General features: G+C 31.3%; 24 protein-coding genes. 2 read left to right on the top strand and 22 right to left on the bottom strand.

Translation table 11 applies throughout. From position 1 onward, the window contains the following. Positions 1-60 precede the first annotated feature (60 nt). The 8 genes from secA to ehuC all read right to left on the bottom strand — a co-directional run bounded on the left by secA (position 61) and on the right by ehuC (position 7,023). Positions 61-2,682 (bottom strand): preprotein translocase subunit SecA, encoded by a 2,622-nt coding sequence (gene secA, locus ACYQ39_RS10145; RefSeq protein ID WP_459842693.1) that lies wholly within the window; start codon positions 2,680-2,682, stop codon positions 61-63. A gap of 315 nt (positions 2,683-2,997) precedes the next feature. After that, on the bottom strand, positions 2,998-3,543 hold the full coding sequence (gene hpf / locus ACYQ39_RS10140; RefSeq protein ID WP_459842691.1) for a ribosome hibernation-promoting factor, HPF/YfiA family: 546 nt from the start codon (positions 3,541-3,543) through the stop codon (positions 2,998-3,000). A 202-nt stretch (positions 3,544-3,745) separates the two neighbouring features. Continuing rightward, positions 3,746-3,949: a cold shock domain-containing protein gene (locus tag ACYQ39_RS10135; RefSeq protein ID WP_459844337.1), complete on the bottom strand. Its 204-nt coding sequence runs from the start codon at positions 3,947-3,949 to the stop codon at positions 3,746-3,748. A 436-nt stretch (positions 3,950-4,385) separates the two neighbouring features. Continuing rightward, entirely contained in the window at positions 4,386-5,108 is a 723-nt protein-coding gene (locus ACYQ39_RS10130; RefSeq protein ID WP_459842689.1) for an amino acid ABC transporter ATP-binding protein, read from the bottom strand. Positions 5,109-5,159: 51 nt separating this feature from the next. Beyond that, the gene (locus ACYQ39_RS10125) at positions 5,160-5,678 is read right to left on the bottom strand and encodes a chromate transporter (protein ID WP_459842687.1); all 519 of its coding nucleotides are present in this window, start codon (positions 5,676-5,678) and stop codon (positions 5,160-5,162) included. Further along, positions 5,675-5,935, bottom strand: a complete 261-nt coding sequence (locus ACYQ39_RS10120) for a chromate transporter (protein WP_459842685.1) — start codon at positions 5,933-5,935, stop codon at positions 5,675-5,677. The genes ACYQ39_RS10125 and ACYQ39_RS10120 overlap by 4 nt, the downstream gene beginning before the upstream one ends. Continuing rightward, positions 5,896-6,252 (bottom strand): chromate transporter, encoded by a 357-nt coding sequence (locus ACYQ39_RS10115; protein WP_459842683.1) that lies wholly within the window; start codon positions 6,250-6,252, stop codon positions 5,896-5,898. The genes ACYQ39_RS10120 and ACYQ39_RS10115 overlap by 40 nt, the downstream gene beginning before the upstream one ends. Before the next feature lie 111 nt (positions 6,253-6,363). Beyond that, positions 6,364-7,023 (bottom strand): ectoine/hydroxyectoine ABC transporter permease subunit EhuC, encoded by a 660-nt coding sequence (ehuC, locus tag ACYQ39_RS10110; RefSeq protein ID WP_459842681.1) that lies wholly within the window; start codon positions 7,021-7,023, stop codon positions 6,364-6,366. Between the two features lie 307 nt (positions 7,024-7,330). Between ehuC and ACYQ39_RS10105 the strand changes: the two genes are divergently transcribed. After that, positions 7,331-7,684, top strand: coding sequence for a four helix bundle protein (locus ACYQ39_RS10105; RefSeq protein ID WP_459842679.1), 354 nt, complete (start codon positions 7,331-7,333; stop codon positions 7,682-7,684). Positions 7,685-7,757: 73 nt separating this feature from the next. Here the strand turns inward: ACYQ39_RS10105 and ACYQ39_RS10100 are convergent, their stop codons facing one another. The 3 genes from ACYQ39_RS10100 to ACYQ39_RS10090 all read right to left on the bottom strand — a co-directional run bounded on the left by ACYQ39_RS10100 (position 7,758) and on the right by ACYQ39_RS10090 (position 9,567). Then, positions 7,758-8,516, bottom strand: coding sequence for a basic amino acid ABC transporter substrate-binding protein (locus ACYQ39_RS10100; RefSeq protein ID WP_459842677.1), 759 nt, complete (start codon positions 8,514-8,516; stop codon positions 7,758-7,760). A 306-nt stretch (positions 8,517-8,822) separates the two neighbouring features. After that, positions 8,823-9,116 (bottom strand): flagellar biosynthesis protein FlgN, encoded by a 294-nt coding sequence (locus ACYQ39_RS10095; RefSeq protein ID WP_459842676.1) that lies wholly within the window; start codon positions 9,114-9,116, stop codon positions 8,823-8,825. 97 nt (positions 9,117-9,213) lie between these two features. Next, on the bottom strand, positions 9,214-9,567 hold the full coding sequence (locus ACYQ39_RS10090; protein WP_459842674.1) for a flagellar protein FlaG: 354 nt from the start codon (positions 9,565-9,567) through the stop codon (positions 9,214-9,216). A gap of 160 nt (positions 9,568-9,727) precedes the next feature. Between ACYQ39_RS10090 and ACYQ39_RS10085 the strand changes: the two genes are divergently transcribed. Next, positions 9,728-9,922 carry a YjfB family protein gene (locus ACYQ39_RS10085; protein WP_459842672.1) on the top strand — a complete coding sequence of 65 codons (195 nt, stop codon included), beginning with the start codon at positions 9,728-9,730 and terminating at the stop codon, positions 9,920-9,922. A 45-nt stretch (positions 9,923-9,967) separates the two neighbouring features. On the opposite strand, the gene ACYQ39_RS10080 is transcribed toward ACYQ39_RS10085, so the two are convergent. From ACYQ39_RS10080 to ACYQ39_RS10030, 11 genes are all read right to left on the bottom strand, one after another. Next, the gene (locus ACYQ39_RS10080) at positions 9,968-10,984 is read right to left on the bottom strand and encodes a hypothetical protein (RefSeq protein ID WP_459842670.1); all 1,017 of its coding nucleotides are present in this window, start codon (positions 10,982-10,984) and stop codon (positions 9,968-9,970) included. A 146-nt stretch (positions 10,985-11,130) separates the two neighbouring features. Continuing rightward, positions 11,131-12,156, bottom strand: a complete 1,026-nt coding sequence (gene pseG, locus ACYQ39_RS10075; protein ID WP_459842668.1) for a UDP-2,4-diacetamido-2,4,6-trideoxy-beta-L-altropyranose hydrolase — start codon at positions 12,154-12,156, stop codon at positions 11,131-11,133. Positions 12,157-12,200: 44 nt separating this feature from the next. After that, positions 12,201-13,187, bottom strand: a complete 987-nt coding sequence (locus ACYQ39_RS10070) for a hypothetical protein (protein WP_459842666.1) — start codon at positions 13,185-13,187, stop codon at positions 12,201-12,203. A 393-nt stretch (positions 13,188-13,580) separates the two neighbouring features. Further along, the gene (locus ACYQ39_RS10065) at positions 13,581-13,808 is read right to left on the bottom strand and encodes a hypothetical protein (protein ID WP_459842664.1); all 228 of its coding nucleotides are present in this window, start codon (positions 13,806-13,808) and stop codon (positions 13,581-13,583) included. Between the two features lie 120 nt (positions 13,809-13,928). Further along, the gene (locus tag ACYQ39_RS10060) at positions 13,929-14,465 is read right to left on the bottom strand and encodes a hypothetical protein (RefSeq protein WP_459842662.1); all 537 of its coding nucleotides are present in this window, start codon (positions 14,463-14,465) and stop codon (positions 13,929-13,931) included. Between the two features lie 162 nt (positions 14,466-14,627). Beyond that, complete coding sequence (locus ACYQ39_RS10055) at positions 14,628-15,311, bottom strand: PIG-L deacetylase family protein (protein WP_459842660.1); 684 nt, start codon at positions 15,309-15,311, stop codon at positions 14,628-14,630. 23 nt (positions 15,312-15,334) lie between these two features. Then, a complete protein-coding gene (locus ACYQ39_RS10050; protein ID WP_459842658.1) occupies positions 15,335-16,342 on the bottom strand; it encodes a beta/alpha barrel domain-containing protein in 1,008 nt (335 codons plus the stop codon). A gap of 22 nt (positions 16,343-16,364) precedes the next feature. Next, positions 16,365-17,192, bottom strand: coding sequence for an amidohydrolase family protein (locus ACYQ39_RS10045; RefSeq protein WP_459842656.1), 828 nt, complete (start codon positions 17,190-17,192; stop codon positions 16,365-16,367). Positions 17,193-17,195: 3 nt separating this feature from the next. After that, positions 17,196-17,852, bottom strand: coding sequence for a methyltransferase domain-containing protein (locus ACYQ39_RS10040; RefSeq protein WP_459842654.1), 657 nt, complete (start codon positions 17,850-17,852; stop codon positions 17,196-17,198). Then, positions 17,853-18,965, bottom strand: coding sequence for a radical SAM/SPASM domain-containing protein (locus ACYQ39_RS10035; RefSeq protein WP_459842652.1), 1,113 nt, complete (start codon positions 18,963-18,965; stop codon positions 17,853-17,855). Positions 18,966-18,969: 4 nt separating this feature from the next. Beyond that, a complete protein-coding gene (locus ACYQ39_RS10030) occupies positions 18,970-20,166 on the bottom strand; it encodes an ATP-grasp domain-containing protein (RefSeq protein ID WP_459842650.1) in 1,197 nt (398 codons plus the stop codon). Positions 20,167-20,168: the final 2 nt, after the last annotated feature.

Below are 20,168 nucleotides of genomic sequence, written 5' to 3'. Positions count from 1 at the left end.
AACTCATGACTCATAACTCACAACTCACGACGATTGATATAAAAATATTTTTATATCAATCTACCTATTATATCCACCATACTTATCTTTATTAATGCAGCACTTCTTATACTTCTTACCACTACCGCAAGGGCAAGGATCATTTCTACCTGGCTCTTCTCTCTTTCTTAAAGGCTGGGCTTTAGGCTGTTCTTCTTGACCTTGACCTTGAGCTTGTTGCCCTTGAGCTCTAGCTTGCTGTTGGCGCTGTTTCTGCTCTTGGGCCAAATCATAAGCAGTAACCTCAGAACCATGTGTATAATTAAGACCTTCTCTAGTTTCAGGAGTTGCTTCTTCTTCAACTACCTCAATAGCAAATAAATACTTAATAATCTCTTCTCTAATCAATTGATTCATCTGCTTAAACATCTCAAAAGCTTCAAACTTATATTCAGTCAATGGATCTCTCTGACCATAAGCCCTTAAACCAATTCCTTGGCGTAAGTTATCCATAGCTTGTAAGTGATCCATCCATTTATCATCAATAATCTTAAGCATTACTATCTTCTCTAAATCTTCTAAGCCTTCAGAACCTAAATCTTCCCTCTTCTCCTGATAAGCATTTTGGAAGGTAGAAAGTAGTTTATCTTTTAACTCTTCTAGTCGTAAACCTTCTAAATCTTCAGTTTCAACTTCAACCACCTTTAACATCTGCTTTAAATGATCAGCTAACCCTGCTAGATCCCAATCACGTGGATGATCATCTTCATCGACATAATCTTCTAATATATCCTCTAACCAGTTGTGAGCAATTTCAGTTGCCTGTTCTTCTAAATCTTCTCCTAGTAAGATCTGGCGACGGCGTTCATAAATAGCTATTCTCTGTTGATGCAAGACTTCATCATACTCTAAAATATTCTTTCTAATCTCAAAGTTACGGCTTTCTACCTTCTTTTGAGCATTTCCTAGTGATTTACTAATTAATTTATGCTCAATTGGTTGGTCTTCATCAACACCTAGTGTCTCCATAACTCCTGAAATCTTATCAGAACCAAAGAGGCGCATTAAATCATCTTCAAGAGATACATAGAATCTAGAAGAACCAGGATCACCTTGTCGTCCTGAACGACCACGTAACTGATTATCTATTCGACGACTTTCATGCCTTTCTGTACCAATTACATGCAGTCCTCCTAACTCAACTACTCCCTCTCCTAAGACAATATCAGTTCCTCGCCCGGCCATATTAGTAGCAATTGTCACTGAACCTTTCTGACCAGCCCGTTTAATAATCTCAGCTTCTCGTTCATGCTGTTTAGCATTTAGTACCTCATGAGGAATATTCTCTTTTCTTAACAGACGACTTAACTTTTCAGAGTTTTCAATAGAGACTGTACCTACTAAGACAGGTTGGCCCTTCTGATTCTTCTCTTTAATATCTCTAACTACTGCTCTGAATTTAGCATCTTCTGTCTTATAAACTACATCAGGAAGATCCTCACGAATAACCGGTTCATTAGTAGGAACCACAACAACATCTAAATCATAAATCTCTTCAAATTCTTCTTCTTCTGTTGCAGCAGTACCTGTCATACCAGATAATTTACCATACATTCTAAAGAAGTTCTGGAAGGTAATACTAGCTAATGTCTGAGTCTCACGCTGGATCTTAACTCCTTCTTTAGCCTCAATAGCTTGGTGTAACCCTTCACCAAAGCGACGACCAGACATTAACCTCCCTGTAAATTCATCAACAATATGAACCTCTCCTTGCTGCACAATATAATCTTCATCTCGTTGCATCAACTCTTTAGCCTTTAAAGCCTGGTTGATATAATGCAACTCATCCATATGCTGATTATCATAAATATTATCTATCTTTAAAATATCTTCAACTTTATCAATACCTTCATCAGTTAAAATTACTGACTGCTTCTTCTCATCTACTTCATAGTGTTTATCTATCTGTAACCTATTAGCTATCTTAGCAAACTTATAGTATAATTGAGGTGACTCTTGAGCAGGACCAGAGATAATTAAAGGTGTTCTAGCTTCATCAATTAAAATACTATCTACCTCATCTAAAATTGCAAAACCTAGATCTCCTTGTACTAACTCTTCTGACTCAGTAGCCATATTATCTCTTAGATAGTCAAATCCAAATTGATTATTAGTTCCATATAAGATATCGGCTTGATAGGCTTCTTTTCTTTCTTCCGTGCCCATATCTTCTAAAACTACACCTACTTCCAAACCAAGAAACTGATAAATTTGGCCCATCCATTCACTATCACGTTCAGCTAGATAATCATTAACTGTTATAATATGAACATTCTTATCTGCTAATGCATTCAGGTAAGCCGGTAAAGTAGCTGCTAAAGTCTTACCTTCACCTGTCTTCATCTCAGCAATCTTTCCTTGGTGAAGAACAATCCCTCCTAAAACTTGTACATCATAATGGCGCATCCCAGTAGTTCGCTGAGAAGCTTCTCGTACAACAGCAAAAGCCTCTGGTAATATATCATCAACTGTCTCACCACTTTTTAATCGCTCTTTAAATCCATCAGTTTTATCTTTAAGCTCTTCATCAGTCAACTTACTAACTTCAGGTTCAAATTTATTTACTTTCTCTACTATAGGTCTAATTTGATTTAATTTCTTTTCATTCGGATCAGGAAATAACTTCTTTAAAAATCCAAACATGGATTACCTCCTCTTAATTTTATATTTCATAGTCACTATCATTATATCATCAAATCCAATAATTACAAAATGTCAACGTAAATTTTAAGTTCAAAAACCATTTCGGAAAGACTTATCAACCTTTTTTCCTATTCAAATCATAAACTCTCTAAAAAACAAAAAAATATAATAATACAGATAATTTATAATTATGTTTTGACTTTAACTGTTAATTGTACACTGTAAACTGTCAATTATTGAAATGAAACTAGCTTTATTTCAATAAAAAAGACTAGCCTCTCGGCTAGCCCCTTTCTAACTATTTAGATTTATTATCTAAAACGTAGGTTCAATTAATCCATAATCTCCATTATTTCTCTTATATACTACATTAACTTCTTCAGTTTCAGCATTAGAGAAGACAAAGAAATCATGGTCTAGTAGATCCATCTGCATAACTGCTTCTTCTATCTGCATTGGTTTAACAGCAAAACGCTTAGTTCTTACAATCTTAGGTTCATCATCTTCCTCTTCCTGCCGGGATTCAATTACATTCTGTTTGAATTCCTCTTTTTCTTTTCTCAGCTTACGTTGAATCTTAGTCTTATATTTACGGACTTGACGCTCAAGTTTTTCAATTACTCCATCAATAGAAGCATACATATCGCTTGTCTTCTTCTCAGCACGTAAGATTAAACCATCAACAAAGATAGTAACCTCTACAATATGTTCCTCATGCTCTACAGTCAATGAAACTTGAGCTTCAACTTCTGCTTCATCATCAATATTAAAATACTTTTCTATTTTTCCTATTTTTTCTTCCACATAATCTCTTAAAGCATCTGTAATATCAATATTTTTACCCCGTAACATCAATTTCATTACCTGATCAACCCCTTCCAGAAGAGATTAAACAACCAATATCTCATAATATAGTAAGTAAATATCTTTCTCTATTATACTATTTATAGATTGATCAATAAATTCCTGCATAAATTTTATTTATTTTTTGAAAAATTGGTTACAAAAAATAAATAAAAGTCTCGGATCAACTCCGAGACTTGACAGTCGTAATCTATATTAATTATAGCTTAACGACATCTTCAGCTTGAGGACCACGGTCTCCTTCAACAACTTCAAATTCTACTGCTTGACCATCTTCTAAAGTTTTGAAACCATCTTCCTCAATTGCAGAAAAGTGAACGAATACATCGTCACCTTCTTCACGCTCGATAAATCCATAACCTTTTTTCTCGTCAAACCACTTAACATTACCTTGTTCTTTCATTATGCACATTCCTCCTAATTAGAAAATCATTTGTGACAACTTTCTTGCCAACTCAGTTCGATTATTAGTTTAACATATGGTCTAGTAGTTGTCAAGAATATTTTACTAATCAAATAAGCGATTATAAGCAATCTAGTGTCGACTTAAATAATGTAACTTAATTGATATAAAGTGGCACTTTCTTGCCACAACAGACAGCTGTCTGCTATGTGCGGATGATCTTTATCACGAAGAGTTTCATAGAAACTCGTAGGATGAGCCAATTCAAAACCATAAAACAGCTCATGTATCTTAAAATAAGACCTTTTGTAGAGATTAAATTTTGAATGTAGTGGTTTTTTGAATGGGCTGATAACTCACAGCACACGACTCATAACTGTGTAACAAAAGTGACACACTATATCGGTAATAATTTACTTATCACAAAAACAAATTCTTACAACACCTTAGCTAAAAACTCCTGTGTTCTCTTCTCGTCTGGATTAGAGAATAACTTTTCTGGCTTAGCATCTTCAACGACAACTCCCTGATCCATAAATAAGACTCTATCTCCTACTTCACGAGCAAAGCCCATTTCGTGAGTTACAACTACCATGGTCATTCCTTCTTCAGCCAAATCACGCATAACCTCTAATACCTCTCCTACCATCTCTGGATCTAAAGCTGAAGTCGGTTCATCAAATAACATTACTTTAGGTTGCATTGCTAAAGCACGAGCAATGGCAATCCGTTGTTTTTGGCCACCAGAGAGTTGACTAGGATAGGTATCCACTTTATCACTTAGACCTACTTGATCTAGTAAGTCATAAGCTATCTCTGTAGCTTCTTCTTTAGCTACTCCTTTAACCTTCATAGGAGATAAGATAATATTACCTAACACCGCCTTATGAGGAAATAGGTTAAAGTGCTGAAAGACCATACCAGTCTCTTGGCGAATTTGATTAATATCAGCCTGTGGTGAATTGATTACTTCTCCATCAATACTAATTTCACCAGCTGTTGGCTCTTCTAATCTATTCAAACAACGTAAGAAGGTACTCTTTCCTGAACCGCTTGGGCCAATAACCACAACTACTTCTCCTTGCTCAACCTCCTGATCAATACCACGTAAGACTTCCAACTCACCAAAACTTTTGTGTAAGTTTTCTACTTTAATCATTGATACTCACCTTTCTTACAAATTAATTAGAGTGTTGGGAAAACTTTAAAGTTAATACTTGAAAATTATACCTACCATTGCCGCCCCTACTAAGTATAGAATAGGATGTTTCTCATATTTATTTATCAAATATAAGAGTATACTAAATAAAATCATTGCTTTGAAATCAACCAGTTCTCCTTTGCCAACTTCAAAAGCTACAAAACCAATTAAGCCTGCTACTGCTGGCCTAACCCCACCAAGAGCTCCTTTAACAATAGGATGTTCATTAAACCTAATAAAATAACGAGCTACTATTACAATAATAATTACTGATGGAGTTGCCAAACCAATAGGAGCAATTATTCCTCCTAATAAATCAACAGTATTATAGCCTACAAAAGTAGCTACATTAATTCCAATTGGCCCTGGTGTTGATTCAGAAACTGCAATCATATCTAGTAATTGCTGATTTGTAATCCAACCATATTTCTCTACCAGTTGTTGCAACAATGGTAAAGTAGCCAGCCCACCACCTATAGAAAATAGACCAATCTTAAAAAACTCAAAAAACAATTTGAAATATATCATTCCTGATCAGTCCCCTGGTCTAAAGAACCTTTATCTAAATCATTAATTCCTTTGATCTGAATAATAATTCCAATCAAACCAGAACCTACAATAACTACAATGGGAGATAATTCTATAACAGCAAGTAATAAGAACGATACTAGAAATAAAACTACTCCAAAGTAGTTCTGTACCGAATGATCCCACATTTTGATAACTACATCTACTATTAAAGCTACTACACCAATCTTAATACCAGCAAAAGCATGTTGTACCAATTGATAATCTTGAAACCGATAAAAAAAGTGGCTATACTTATTATTATTATTAAAGAAGGAACTATCATACCTATTGTTGCAGCCAGTGACCCCATTATTCCATTAAGTTTATAACCAATTAGAGTAGCTGTATTAATAGCAATAATCCCAGGAGTACACTGACCAATTGCATAATAGTCGACTATCTCCTCTTCTGTAGCCCACTGCCTCTCTTCTACAATTTCTTGTTGAATCATAGGCAGCATAGCATAACCACCTCCAAAAGTAAATCCTCCTATTCGTAAGAAAATGATAAATAACTGCCAAATATCTTTCATACAGCTATCACCTCTCTACTCTATAAAACACTAATAATGATTCTTAAATTAAAAAGAGCAGGATATCCTGCTCTTTTTCTCTATTCAAGCTAATTACTTACAGATGTAATCCTAATTACTAACATTTAATCTTCTCTCTACAACCTCTACTAATCTTGTCATAACAAACGTCATCATAAAGTATAACACAGCTACCATAGCAAAGATTAAGAATGATTCATAATTCCGACTAATAATTACCCGTCCCTGTCGAGTTAAATCCTTAACGGCAATCACTGATACTAAAGAAGAATCTTTTAATAAAGCAATAAATTCATTACCTAATGGTGGCACAATCCTTTTAAAAGCCTGTGGTAAAATAACATATCTCATAGCCTGAAAATAAGACATCCCTAAAGAACGAGCTGCCTCCATTTGACCTGTGTTAATGGCACTAATTCCAGATCGTACAATCTCTCCTACATATGCTCCACTATTTAAACCTAATCCAATAATCGCAGCAAAATAAGGAGATAACTCAATTCCTAAACTAGGTAATCCAAAATATAATAAGAATAATTGCACTAATAAAGGTGTACCACGAAAGAATTCAATATAAGCCTTAGCTAAGTTACGAGAAAATTTATTTCTCCAAGCTCTAGCCAATCCTAATACTGTCCCTAAGATAACACCAATCAAGACACCAAAAGTTGTCAACTTAACTGTCATGCCAGCACCTTTAAGTAATAAAGGTAATGCATTCTGCATAATTTCTATTTTATTGGCCCACATTATTTTCACTCCTTGTATTTTAATTTACAGTGTACAGTTTATAAGCTGTGTGTCGTGTGCTATGTGCTGTGTGCTACTAGCCAATTCAAATCCTTAAATTATTAAATCTTATACTGATTCCTCACACTGACACTATATATAATATAAATAATAAAAATCCATCGAAAGTAATTATACATTACTTTGTTTAGTTATGCAAACACTTTAGCTATTAGTCTTTAGTCTTGAGTCGTGTGCTAATTCAAAACCTTATAAAAAGTAATTTTAAGGTTATAATACGTTTAATAGATTTAAAAGGGGGAATAATATGAGCACTGCAGAGAATTTAAGTGTTTTCAAAAAAACTCACAAGCTTACAATAAAACTATATGAACTTACTTCTTCCTTTCCTAATAAAGAAAAATTTGGGCTTACATCCCAAATCAGAAGAGCAGCTTCTTCAATTAATGCCAATTTAATGGAGGGTAGTCATAGAAGTAGTGATAAAGAATATAAAAATTTTGTTAATATAGCGAAAGGATCCTCTGGAGAGTTAAAATATCACTTATTACTAGCAAAAGACTTAAACTACATAACAAATCAAGATTACTTACAATTTAAAAATAGAATAAATGAAGTAAGTAAAATGCTATCTGGATTAATAAATAGTCTTGAGTCTTAGGCTATGAGCCATAAATTATAATTATGGCTTATGGCTCACAGCTAACGACCCACGACTAATAGCTAATGACTAACTATTTAAACCATTTATCATAAATCTCATCGTAAGTTCCATTCTCTTTAATCTTCTTTAGCGCTCCATTAACCTTCTCTAATAACTTCTTATCACCTTTCTTAAAGGCAATACCATACTTTTCACTAGTAAATGGTTCATCTACCATCTTAACCTCTGGATTCTTGTCAATATAAGCTTTAGTTACTGGCTTATCATTAACTACTGCATCTACTCGACCATTCTTTAATTCAATATAAGCCTGAGTAATCTTCTCATATCGTTTAATCTTCTTAATCCCATCCATTTCACTAACTTCTAAATCACCTGTTGTTCCTAACTGAACTGCTACTGTCTTACCTTTTAAGTCTGCTGGTTTTTTTATCTGATTATTATCAGCTGTAACTGCAATCACTTGGCCCGCATCAAAGTAAGAATCAGAAAAGTTAACAGCCTTCTGTCTTTTCTCTGTGATTGTCATTGCTGAAGCAACTATATCATACTTATTAGTCTTAAGTCCTGGAATTAATCCATCAAAAGCTGTATCCTTTAATTTCAACTCTACTCCTAATTCATCAGTAATAGCTTTTAAAATATCCACATCAAAACCAACAATCTCGTTATCTTTATTAGGATATTCAAATGGTTTGTAATCAGCACTCATCCCTACTACTAATTTTCCTTCTTCTTTAACTTGTGACCAAGTTGAAGTCTCTTGTTGTCCACATCCTGTAACTACCAATAATCCTATTAATAAAGAAAATAATAATATTTTTTTCATTATTAGCCCCCTAACATTTGTTGTCTTATAAATAATTATAAATGATATATTATAATTATGCAAGAGGAAATAATAAAATTTATGACTAATGTTTGTTAGCCTTAATCAAGAGGATTCTAAAAGATAATTTTGTCTACTAAATATTAATAGTACAACTATTTAGTTTGAGCCTGAGTTTAAGTAAACCATTAAAACTACTGGATTTATTGGTTGCTTAAACTTAAACTCAAGCTTAAGCTTTGATTAATCAAGTTGCACTATGTTAATTTCAGATTACATTAATATTTTTTGAAACATCCTATTATCTTATCCCAACTCTTTATTATCCTGTTCTAAAGCATATAACTCTTTTAACATTGGTTTAAATTGATTAATCTTATCAATATCACTCTTATTCACTATATTAAATTTATCAATCTGCTTGATATCAAATTTAAGGTCTAAGTTAGAAATCTGATCTCGTAACTCTCGTTTCTTCTCATCAATTTCACTTGTATCTTCATTATTCTTAAGTAGTTTATTTTTCTCTTTAGTCAGTTCCAATATCTCTTGATATAAATCTACTTCTTCTTCTAATGCTGACAACATATCTTCGGCCATTGTTATCTCTCCTTAACTTTTTTTAAACAAAAAAGCCGAACTATAATAGTCCGACAAGATTAATAATACTATACTTTTTATTTAAACTCAAACTTAATTATATCTTTTTATCTAAAATCAAACCAACCATCTCTTTGATCTTGCCTAACATATCTAATACTTCTTTAGGAGGTATTTCTCTGATAACTTCATTATTCTCAGTATTGACTACTTTAGTCATCATTCTCTCACTCTCTTCATGCAACTCAAAATTCAACTCTTTATGAAAAGGTTGTACAGCTTCATTTAACTGCTCTACTCCTTCTTCTAACTCTTCTTTAGTAAATTCTTTCTCTAGCTTATCTTCTTCTGACCCTAAGTTATTATTCACTATTTGAGACTTATGAACTTGCTTTCTATTAGAGCTTATACTTTCTGTTGATAAATTATTGTTGGCCCTAGATACTTTCATACCATCCTCCTCCTTTTTATTTTATATTTAATTCTAGAAAACAATCAACTTTCCTTTATTTATTAAAATATAGTATAAGTAATTTAAAACTACCATTAAAAAGGAGTATTTTATAATTTTCTTGAATTTTAACATATAAGTACTTAAAGGAGGTGCAATTATGGATATTGCAGCTACAAAAACAGCTCTTCAGCATAATCAACTGCAAAATCAAGCTAGTATGAAAGTTATGAATATGGCTAAAGATCAAGTAGAACAGACTGGTAAACAGATTACTAAACTACTCGATTCTACTCAACCTAAGAAACAACCTGCCCATCCACATATAGGACATAATTTAGATGTTAGAGCTTAATTGCAGAAAGCTGAGGTGATTTTAACCTCAGCTTCCTCTACTCATTTACAGTATTTGTTTAGGAACTGGAAAATCTAAATCATGGAGTTGCCATAATAATTTTACCCACTCCATAGAGTTAACAACATAATCACTATGCCAAAACTCTTGATTATAATCCCTAGGAGTTATTTTACATTTTTCTGGTTGTTTATCAGAATTATGCTGACCAAAAAAATAATTTAAAAATTTATCCATCTTTGGCCCAAATAAAACAGGTAAGATTTCTCCTTCAGGCACTCCATCTCTGACTAATTCTTTATAGACATTCTGCCATAAATATAGAGTTCTATTAGATTCTTTTTCAAAATCATCTACTACTTCTCCTGTTGCCCCTGTTTCAATTCGGGAAGCATTAATAGCAGCTGGATGTCTGACTGTTACTATATAATGAGCTTGCTCACCAAAAATATGATCTATAAGCTGCATACATTTACTAAATCTAGTCTTTTTAACTACCTTCTTTTTCTGTGGAACTTCTCTTCTAATATAAACTAAAAATTGTACTATTTGAAATAAGAGATAATAATAATTGTCTGGCTTTCTCCATCCCATAGTATAGGGTTCTTCTATATCAAAATCAGGGAAGTGCTCATGTAAAATAGACATATATAAATCCTTATAAGGACAATCTAGGGCTCGACTCATTTCTTTAAGCATAAAAGTACCACCAGTTCTAGCCGCTCCTAAGATAAAATAAAATTCTTTATCTAAATACCGATTAATTATACTCTGCTCTTCATTAATAAAAGCATTAAATAAAGCAAAGCACTCTTCTAGAAAATCATCTAGCTTAGCTTGGAGCTGGTTATCATTTTCTAACCTTCGTTCTAATTCTTTTATTTTTTTCTGCTGGTATGTAAAATACTTTTGTGATGACCCATCTCTACCAGAAATACCTCTTACCGTCCAAGCTGCTTGGGGATCATAATTAGCTAGATACTCTATTATTCCATAGTGGACCTGGAGATTCTGCCCTATATCTCGTTCTATCTCTTTTATATTTAATCCATTAGTATGCAATTTATCAACCCCTTGAAGTCCAAGTTAATGCGCGTACCTAGTTGAATAATTACTCAATTAAGTAAACTGCTAAAATATTATTAAGCTTGAGGTTAAGTCAGGCCCAAACTCAATAGTCATAATATAAAATAAGTTTCTCTCTAAGGTTAGTCATATAATAGGTTCTCCACTACTCTTTGAGCTCCTTGTCCGTCAACTAGCTGTTGGCCCTGTTGTGACATTTCCTTCCTTAAAGAAAAATTGTCTATTAACTCTTTAATTTTATGACTTAATTCTTTACTAGTAACTTGATCTCCAAAACCTAGATTGTTAACTGCTCCTTGTTCTTCCATATTTTCTGCAACTAAAATCTGATTTTCAGCTTGTAATAGCGTTATAGCAGGTAGACCTGTCACTGCCAATTCATAAAGAGTACTTCCTCCTGCTGAAATAGCTAAATCATTATTTAACATCAGCTCACTCATCCTTTTTACATTAAAATGAAGAGCAACTTCTAAATCACTTTGTCTAGTTATAGATATAATTTCCTCAACATTCTCAAATCCTGGCCCTATCACTACGTCTATCTGTAAATCAATATTTAACCTATCTAAAGCTTGTAATATCCTAGGCGTTAAATTTAATGTATCACTACCGCCAACAGTAACTAATATTTTATTTACTTGTTGATTAATTTCACGTTGCGGAATATTTTGAAACTCTTCTCGTATTAATGTATAATCTGTTCCTAATAAAAACTCTGTATCTCCAGCATAAGACTGATAATCTATATCAGGAGCATATACATTACCATTAATCACCATATCAGAGGGGAAAACATATGGAGCAAAATCATGAATAGATACTAATTTATCTACTACTTCTTTTAATTCTAATAAATAGTCTTGACCTATTTCATAGAAATCAGTGATTAAAATATCAAAATCATTATCTTTAATTAATTCTTTCACTTCTCTTACTTCGACTGTATAATTTAAACTAGAATCTAATTGTAACACATCGTAGCCTCTCTCTTTAATTAGATCTTTGACTTTCTGCCCAGATTTAGTAATAAAGGTTAGCTCAATCTCTCGAGGAAAGGACCTTGCTAAAGCTAAAGAGCGCATAATGTGGCCTAGGCCAGCCTTTACACCACCATCAACTCGAAAAGCAACCTTTTTAATTTCTATCACCTATCTTTCATAAATTACTAACTCTTAAATCTGCTTTAGATATATTATCTTAATTCTACTTCTGGAAACTCAAATCCATGAATCTGCCACCATAATTTAACCTGATTAATTATTTCATTAACTTGTTCTGAATCCCAGAAGTCAGAATATTGTTTATCACTTACATTAAACTTAGTTAGGGTATATTCTTTATTATTATTTTTATCTGCAAAATCACTTAAAAACCCTTCATATTCTTCCTTACCATATCCTAAGACAGTTATATTACCTTCTGGTAAACCATATTTAACTACATCTTCATAATATATTTGCCAATAGATTAAGATCCTTTCATTATAACTTAATTTTTCCCATTCGGAATAACTAATCCCTTTTCTTTGTTTCGCCATCTCTTTCCATAATGGAGGTTCTAACGTATTTTTCATATCGATACCTTCCATCTTTTGAAATGATTTAGCTATCGCACCAGGATGTCTCACAGTTATTACATAACTTGCTTTATCTCCAAATAAATTATTTAATACCGGTAACGCATGACCATAAGCAATTCTTTTCTGTATTATAACATTTTGCTCACTACACTCTCTCTTGGCCCAAGTTAAAAATTGAGCCATTTCAAACATTAAAGGTAACCATCTATTAGGTTTTTCCCAACCCTCTAGATATCCATAAGTAGGAATACTATCATGTGTCATCTTTATGCTTAAATTTTTCCAATCAATATTCCTTATCTTACTTAATTCTGTATACAAATATGTGCCAGCTGTCCGCATTGCTCCAATTACAAATATAAATCTTTTTTCTGAAAAATAATCCTCAAGCCAAATTTTATCTTCATAAAGTAATTTATGAAAGATTGTACTACACTCTTGTAAAAAAGAATTAATTTTTTTCTGCCCTTGTTCTGTACTTAAAAGCTGTTTAGCATTTCTTCTTTGTTGTTTTAATTCAGCTTTTTCTTGTTGATTATGAGCACTTATTCCTCTTGCCTCCCATTCTAAAATTGGATCTACTTCTCCAACATAATCCAAAGTAGCTTGATGGAGTGGCAGGTTAAGATTAGTTTCTAAATTTATATTTTGAATAAGTAATCACTCCTTTTTAAACTAACTATTATCTTATTGAATAATTAATTTATCATAATTACAAATAATATATTTTAAAGCACATCTCTTAAAAACAACCTGGATTAGAGGATTATAGTTTCAAAACTACAAGAAACATAAGACTGACTATAATTAAAGATGTATTCTATTCAATAATCCATAATTCATTAAACTTAGTATCTATTTCAGAAGTCCAAACTTCAGTTACTTTATCTCTTCTGGCATAGGAAATTCGAGACCATATAGTTCCCATAAATTTTTAATCCTTTCCATACGCTCAATAATTCTTTTTTGATTCCAGAATTCCTGATTATAATCTCATGAGGTTATTTTAATTCCATCAATTTCTTCTGGAAAACCTTGTTTTGAAAAAAACTCTTTAAGAAAATCATCCATATCCTTACCAAATAATAGTGGAATAATCTCTCCTTCTGTTAAACCATCACGAACTACTTCAGTGTAGAGAGTTTCCCAAAGTTGAAACCAACCATATTTAAATTCATTATCATTCTCTCTACCCCAACTTTCAGCTCTAGAAGCACTCACAGCTCCTGGATGCCTAACAGTAACCAAATAATTTGCTTGTTTCCCAAATATTTGATCTAATATAGTTAAACAATGAGCTAAAGAAAGATGTTTTAAAACAACATTACTTGTTTTTTCAACTTATTTATCCATATATACTAAAAACTGACTAATTTGAAATAATAAATTAAAATACTTCATTGGTTCTCGCCAGCCCATACCACCTATTTCATTCTTTTCACCTCTAATAAAATATCCATTAGGCATTGAATCATGAGTCATTGAACGTAAAAGATTCTTCCAAGGCCACCCAACTGCTCTACTCACTTCTTTATAAATATATGTCCCACCAGTTTTTGGGGAACCCATAACAAAATAAAAATTACGATTACTAATATATTTGGAAATTATTCCATTATTATTTATAAATGCATTAAATAAATTTAAAGCTTCTTTAATAAACTTATTTAGCTCTTCTTTAAAACTTTGCTTCTGAATCAATTCCTGTACTTTTTGTTTTCGTTGCTCTAATGATCTTTTAGCAGCTTTTGGTTTGTGTCCTGCTAAACCTCTAATTTCCCATTCTTTACTTTCATCTAAACCAGCTATATATTCTAACACACCATAATTAATAAATAAATCTATATCAAAACTTTTTCCAATTGAGACTTCTAACAATGATTTTCCTCCTTCTAATGTCTACTCTATGATTTAGACTTAATTATTTATTATATATTTAATAACTTCTTATCACTTTAAATAGTTAGATTTCAAGCCATATTTGATTAAATTAATTATAAGATTTACATCTGAAATAATAATTACTCTATTTGTTATTAGTTAATTTTTAACTTGTCTAACTAATTCAAATGCTTCTACATATTCTTTTCCTACTACTGTACCCCATCTTTTAGCAAAAGTTCTTAAAGCTTTTATAGATCGAGGATGGGGATAATCTTTGACTTCTGATTTATAACATTCCATTGCCCTTAACTTTTTATCTATAGTTTTTTTTACATCTACAAAAACATTAGGATTAAAAGAAATTTCATCATTAAAATTCCATTCTGTAGAAGAAGGAGTTTCAAAAGCATATATTTCTTTTACGGTATAATCTTCTACTGGCCTACAAGCTGTAATTACAGCTTTAAAAGTCCTTTGATGATCAATATTTAAATCATCAGAATAATGTGTGTAAATAATATCAGGCTCAATTTTATTAACTTTTTCCTCTACTTCTTTAATAATATCTAATAAATCAATTCCATCAAATCTATTATCAGGAAAATCAGAAAAAAATACATCTTGAAATCCAATAATCTCTGCAGCTTTTAGAGTATCCGTATGCAATTCTTCTAGTTTCTCCTGTTCAACTTCTTCTCTTTTTTCATTTCTAGAAGTCATTCCCTCCCCTAAAATCAAACAATATACTTCATCGCCATTATCAATATGCTTAGCTAAAGTACCACCAACCCCTAAAATCTCATCATCTGGATGAGCAACAACTACTAATATTTTATCCATACTATTCACCCTATCTATAAATATTAATTATTTTCTTTTATTACTTTCGCTATTTGTTCTACAAGCTCCTGAGTAACTCTAACTGGAGAATCTTTACCTACAGCTATAATTAATTTTTCAAGCTGAATATCATACTCCTTCGCTACTTCTTGTACTATTGGCATAAAACTTGAATGAAAGCTTCCCATCCCACAAGCTACATCTTGAGGTTTATTTCCTTGAACATAATTCATTAAGGGAAATATTTCATTTTTAGCAAAGTCCATTAACTTATATATATTTATATCTTCTAGTAGCCCTTTTTTTTGTAATAAATGTACTATTATTTCTGTTTGAGCATTTCCAGCACTTCTTCCCATACCACCAATTGAAGTGTCAATAATAGTAGCACCACATTTTATTGCTTCTAATACATTTGAAACAGATAATCCTAAGTTATTATGACCATGAAATCCTATCTTAGAATTCGCTACATATTCAGTTAGATTAGATAAATATTCATTTACCTCCTCTGGTAACATAGTACCCGCAGAATCCACTAAAACTACTGTATCTGCACCTAAATTAGTAACTTTTTTAGCAGTTCTCTTAAATTCGTTTGGGGGAACCGCATAGGACTTCATTAAATTCCAAGAAACCTCTAAGCCTAATGATTTGGCTAATTTTAACGCTTCTTCCCCTAAATAATATTCTGAAATATTTGTTCCAATTCTTAAAACATCTAACCCAGCATCTTTTGCTTTTTTTATATCACTTAATGAACCAACTGTGGGTATAAAGAAAGAAGCAATTTCAGCATTAGGAGCTGCTTCTTTAGCCACTTTTATATATTCTTCATCCGTTTCAGTTGCAATTCCAATTTTAGGCTTAGATGCTCCCAAACCAACACCATGACCAACTTCTATATATTCAAATCCTAATTCAGATAATTTTTTTACTATATTATAAGTTTGTTGACTAGTGAACGAAAAATCAACAGTATAACTACCGTCTCTAAGAGTACATTCTAATAATTTAATTTGTTTGTCCATTCCAATCCTCCCCAACAATTCATCATCTATTAATTTTTGTCAAAAATTTTTTGAAATTATTATGTAAAATTTTATTTTGCTCTTCAGAACTTAAATTATATTTATCACAAAATTTTTTAAAATAATTTAGTGAATTCTTAAAACCTATATAAGGATAATCCGAACCATAAAATATTCGTTGATAATTCAGTTTTTCAAAAGCAAAAGCATAATCCTCTAATATTCTAGATCCCCACCAATAAGCAATAGAAAAAGAAATATCCATATATACATTAGAAAATTCTAACATTAAAGACATCGCATCTAATACTTTTGTCATACCGCCATGAGCCATAATTATTGGCGAACTTATTCCTTCATTTAATAAACGAGCTACTAATTCAACTCCATTTGTTTTATATAAATAACTTGATCCATAAGCACAACAAACAGTTAATACCATATTTCTTTGTTCTGCTTTTTTAGCAAATTCAACCACCTCTTGATAATCTTCTTTAAAAATATGCTGTTCATAAGGCAGAATTTTTAAAAATCCAACATTATTCTTACTTAATTTATCTAATTTAACATCTATATTTTTAGAAAATGGATCCATAACCACCCCTGGAATAATATTATGAGGAAAATTTGTTGGAAACCAATCATGATGTTCCCATTCTTCATCTAATATATATAAAAGACCTTTTTTAATTTGCTCCTGCTTTATTTCATTTGATAAGTTAGTTAATGTTTCTTTTATTTCTTTCTTCGTCATTTCATTAAATTTTTTATTAAGTTCCTCAATAATATCATCTGGAGTATTAATTCCTTCATCTTCAATTTCTAATAAATGAACATTACTATCAAACATTTATTATTTATCCTCCTTGTTTTTATTAGCAAAAATCATAAATTCTTTTTGAGGAATTGGTTGATAATTATGGGCAAGTAAAAGATCATTTGTTAAAGAAGTCATAAATTTAAAAACCTTTTCTGGAGAATGATAATAAACAAAATTCTCCTTAGGGTATTCCTCAGTTCTATATTTACTAAGAAAATCAATTACAACTTTTTCTTTTGAAATTTGAAATATTTTCTTAATGAATAATTTTGAATATTCAAAATTAGAAACTTCATCAAAGTTATAATTCAAAATTCCCAACGCAATCACTATATCAGCTTTAGGTAATTTATCAAAATCTAACATTACATTCTTACAATAAAATTCTTGTTGCGGATACTCTTCTTTGCAATAATCAATAAAATCTGGAACTATATCTATCCCTATATAGTTAATATTTATATTATTTTTATTCAAGTAAGAAAATAAATCAGCAAAACCACATCCCACATCCATAACAGTCTTTCCATCCAAATTACATTGATTTGTTATTACCTCAAATCTTTGTAATTGATCCTCTTTACTTCCCCATCCTAAAGTAGTTGGAGAAACTCCCTTCTTTTTAAACCGACTATTATATCTCTTTACTGCTTTTTCTTCTATTTTAATTATCTTTTCTTTATTAATCATTTATATTTTTTCCTCCTTAAGTTCACTCATTTTTTCCTCTAGAAATTTAAATGAATAATCTTTTTCTAAATTAATTTCATCAAGAACTAATTTCATCCTAATTGGATAGGTATCAGATAGAAATTCTTTAAAATTATATCCCCCACCTTCTCTCCACACATTACATCTATGACAATTATATCCTATTTTCTCAAAAAAAGGTTTATCTCCTTTAAATAAAGACTCACGTAATTTAATCGCTGATTCTGAATTTATAATTTCCAATATATCATTATCATTAACATTTCCAATTATATATTTAGCCGAATAATCATGGTGACAGCCAGTGACTTTTCCGTCAGAATCAATTTTGGTAACTAACCAAGGAGCAGCACATATTCTCCAATTTTCTTTTTTAAAATCAATTTCATCATAGGCATTGGAATCAGTTTGCAAGCTCATCAGAGGAGACTCATAATAATTATCAATTGGCATTGAGGTCCAAAATTCTTTACTTTCTTCTGCAAACTCCTTTACTTTTTCAGTTTGCACACTAGAAATGCTAATGAAAATATCATTATTATACTTTTTTTTAGCTAAATAAATAAATCTAAGAATTTTAAACAACGTATCTTCATAATCAGCTCCCACTCTAATATCTTCATATACCTTTCGGTTAATTGAGTCAAAAGAAAACTGAACTCGGGAAATACCACTTTGAATTAATTTTTTAGCATTCACTTCTGTTAAAACTGTTCCATTTGTAATTAAAGATACAAAACAATCATTGTTTGCAGCATATTCTATCATATCATAAATTTCTTCATTCAGTAACGGTTCTCCATTCCCAGTTAAAGTAATATAAGATCCTTCTGGTAAAGGATCTATTATTCTTTTAAAACTTTCAAAGTCCAAAAACTTAATATCTCGTTCCATATTTTCTCGGGCACAAAAATAACATTTTAAATTACAAGCATTAGTTGGTTCTATATATATATTTAGTAATGAATCTATATTAAATTCTTCATTATCTACTGATTTATCTAATTTCCATTTTTTATATAGGCCCTTTAACTCACAATACTTTTCAGAATAATTACTTATAATTTGCTTTGTTTCCTTTTCATTAATCATGAAGTTACTCCCTCCAAAAATATTCAGTATTTACCACATTTATTTCTGATTCTATCTCTCTAGCTTCTTTCTTCAATTCAACAAAAGAGTCTCCCGTTAAAATCACCACTCCTGCTCTTCCTAATGCATCTTTACTATCTACATTTTCAATTTTTGATTTATCTTTCATATACAAAGCTAAAATGTCTTCTTTATAATTTTCCTTTATTGCTTGAGGAGAAGCTTGCCCTTTAGGATCTAAAAAATACATTAAGACCTTAGATTTATATTCATTATCAAAATCAATTTTTACTTTTTCTCCTAATGACATTAAAATAAACTTTTTTTTCAAATCCAATCCTGTAATTTCAGATAAAATTTTTTCAGATATATAAACTCCTCCCCCTCTATTAGCAATTTCTATCAAATAAATATTTCCTGTTTCTTTTTCGATTTTATACTCAGCATGTACAAAACCAAACTCTATCCCTACAGTTTTAATAATTTCTTTATTTAAATTAAGTATCTTATTTTTCCGTTGATTAGTAATTTCCCCTGGAAAATATAATAACTTGTCTAAATTTCTAAATTCTGAATATTCTTCTTTAGTTGAAATACAGAGCCCAGAAAATTCATAAGAATCATGAAATCCATCAACTGCAATCATTTCTCCCTCTATATAATCTTCAACTATGCATTTTCTAGAATGAGAATTAGAAATGGCCTTAAACCATGCCTCACTTAATTCCTGTTTATTATTTGCAACAGAAACTCCTATACTTCCTCTATTATCAATTGGCTTTAAAATTACTGGATAACCTATTTCCTGAGCTACCTCTAAAACCATTTTAAAATTCCAACACAATTTATAATCAGGTTGACATACACTTGTGTCTTCACAAATTTTTCGTTGTAAAGATTTATCATTAGTAATGCTTAATGGCTTTAATCCTGGTCCAGGTAAATTATACTTGTCAGTTAAATAAGCTACAGCATACATGGAATAATCACATTCATCAGCAATGACAGCATCTGGGTTTTCCGATGAAAATATTTCTTCTAATCTATTTAAATTTCGAGGCTCTACTTCATATACCTCATCTGCTTCAATTTCTGTTTTATCCCAAGTAGTAGTAGCTATTACTTCTAAATCTAACTCTTTAGCCTTACTTAATAACGGAAGTTGTTCCCAACCAACTCCTATAATCATTATCTTATCCATAA

This window comes from Halanaerocella petrolearia, from assembly GCF_054657875.1.
Note: the sequence above shows the minus strand (reverse complement) of the source record. Positions and strands in the feature narration are given on the sequence as shown.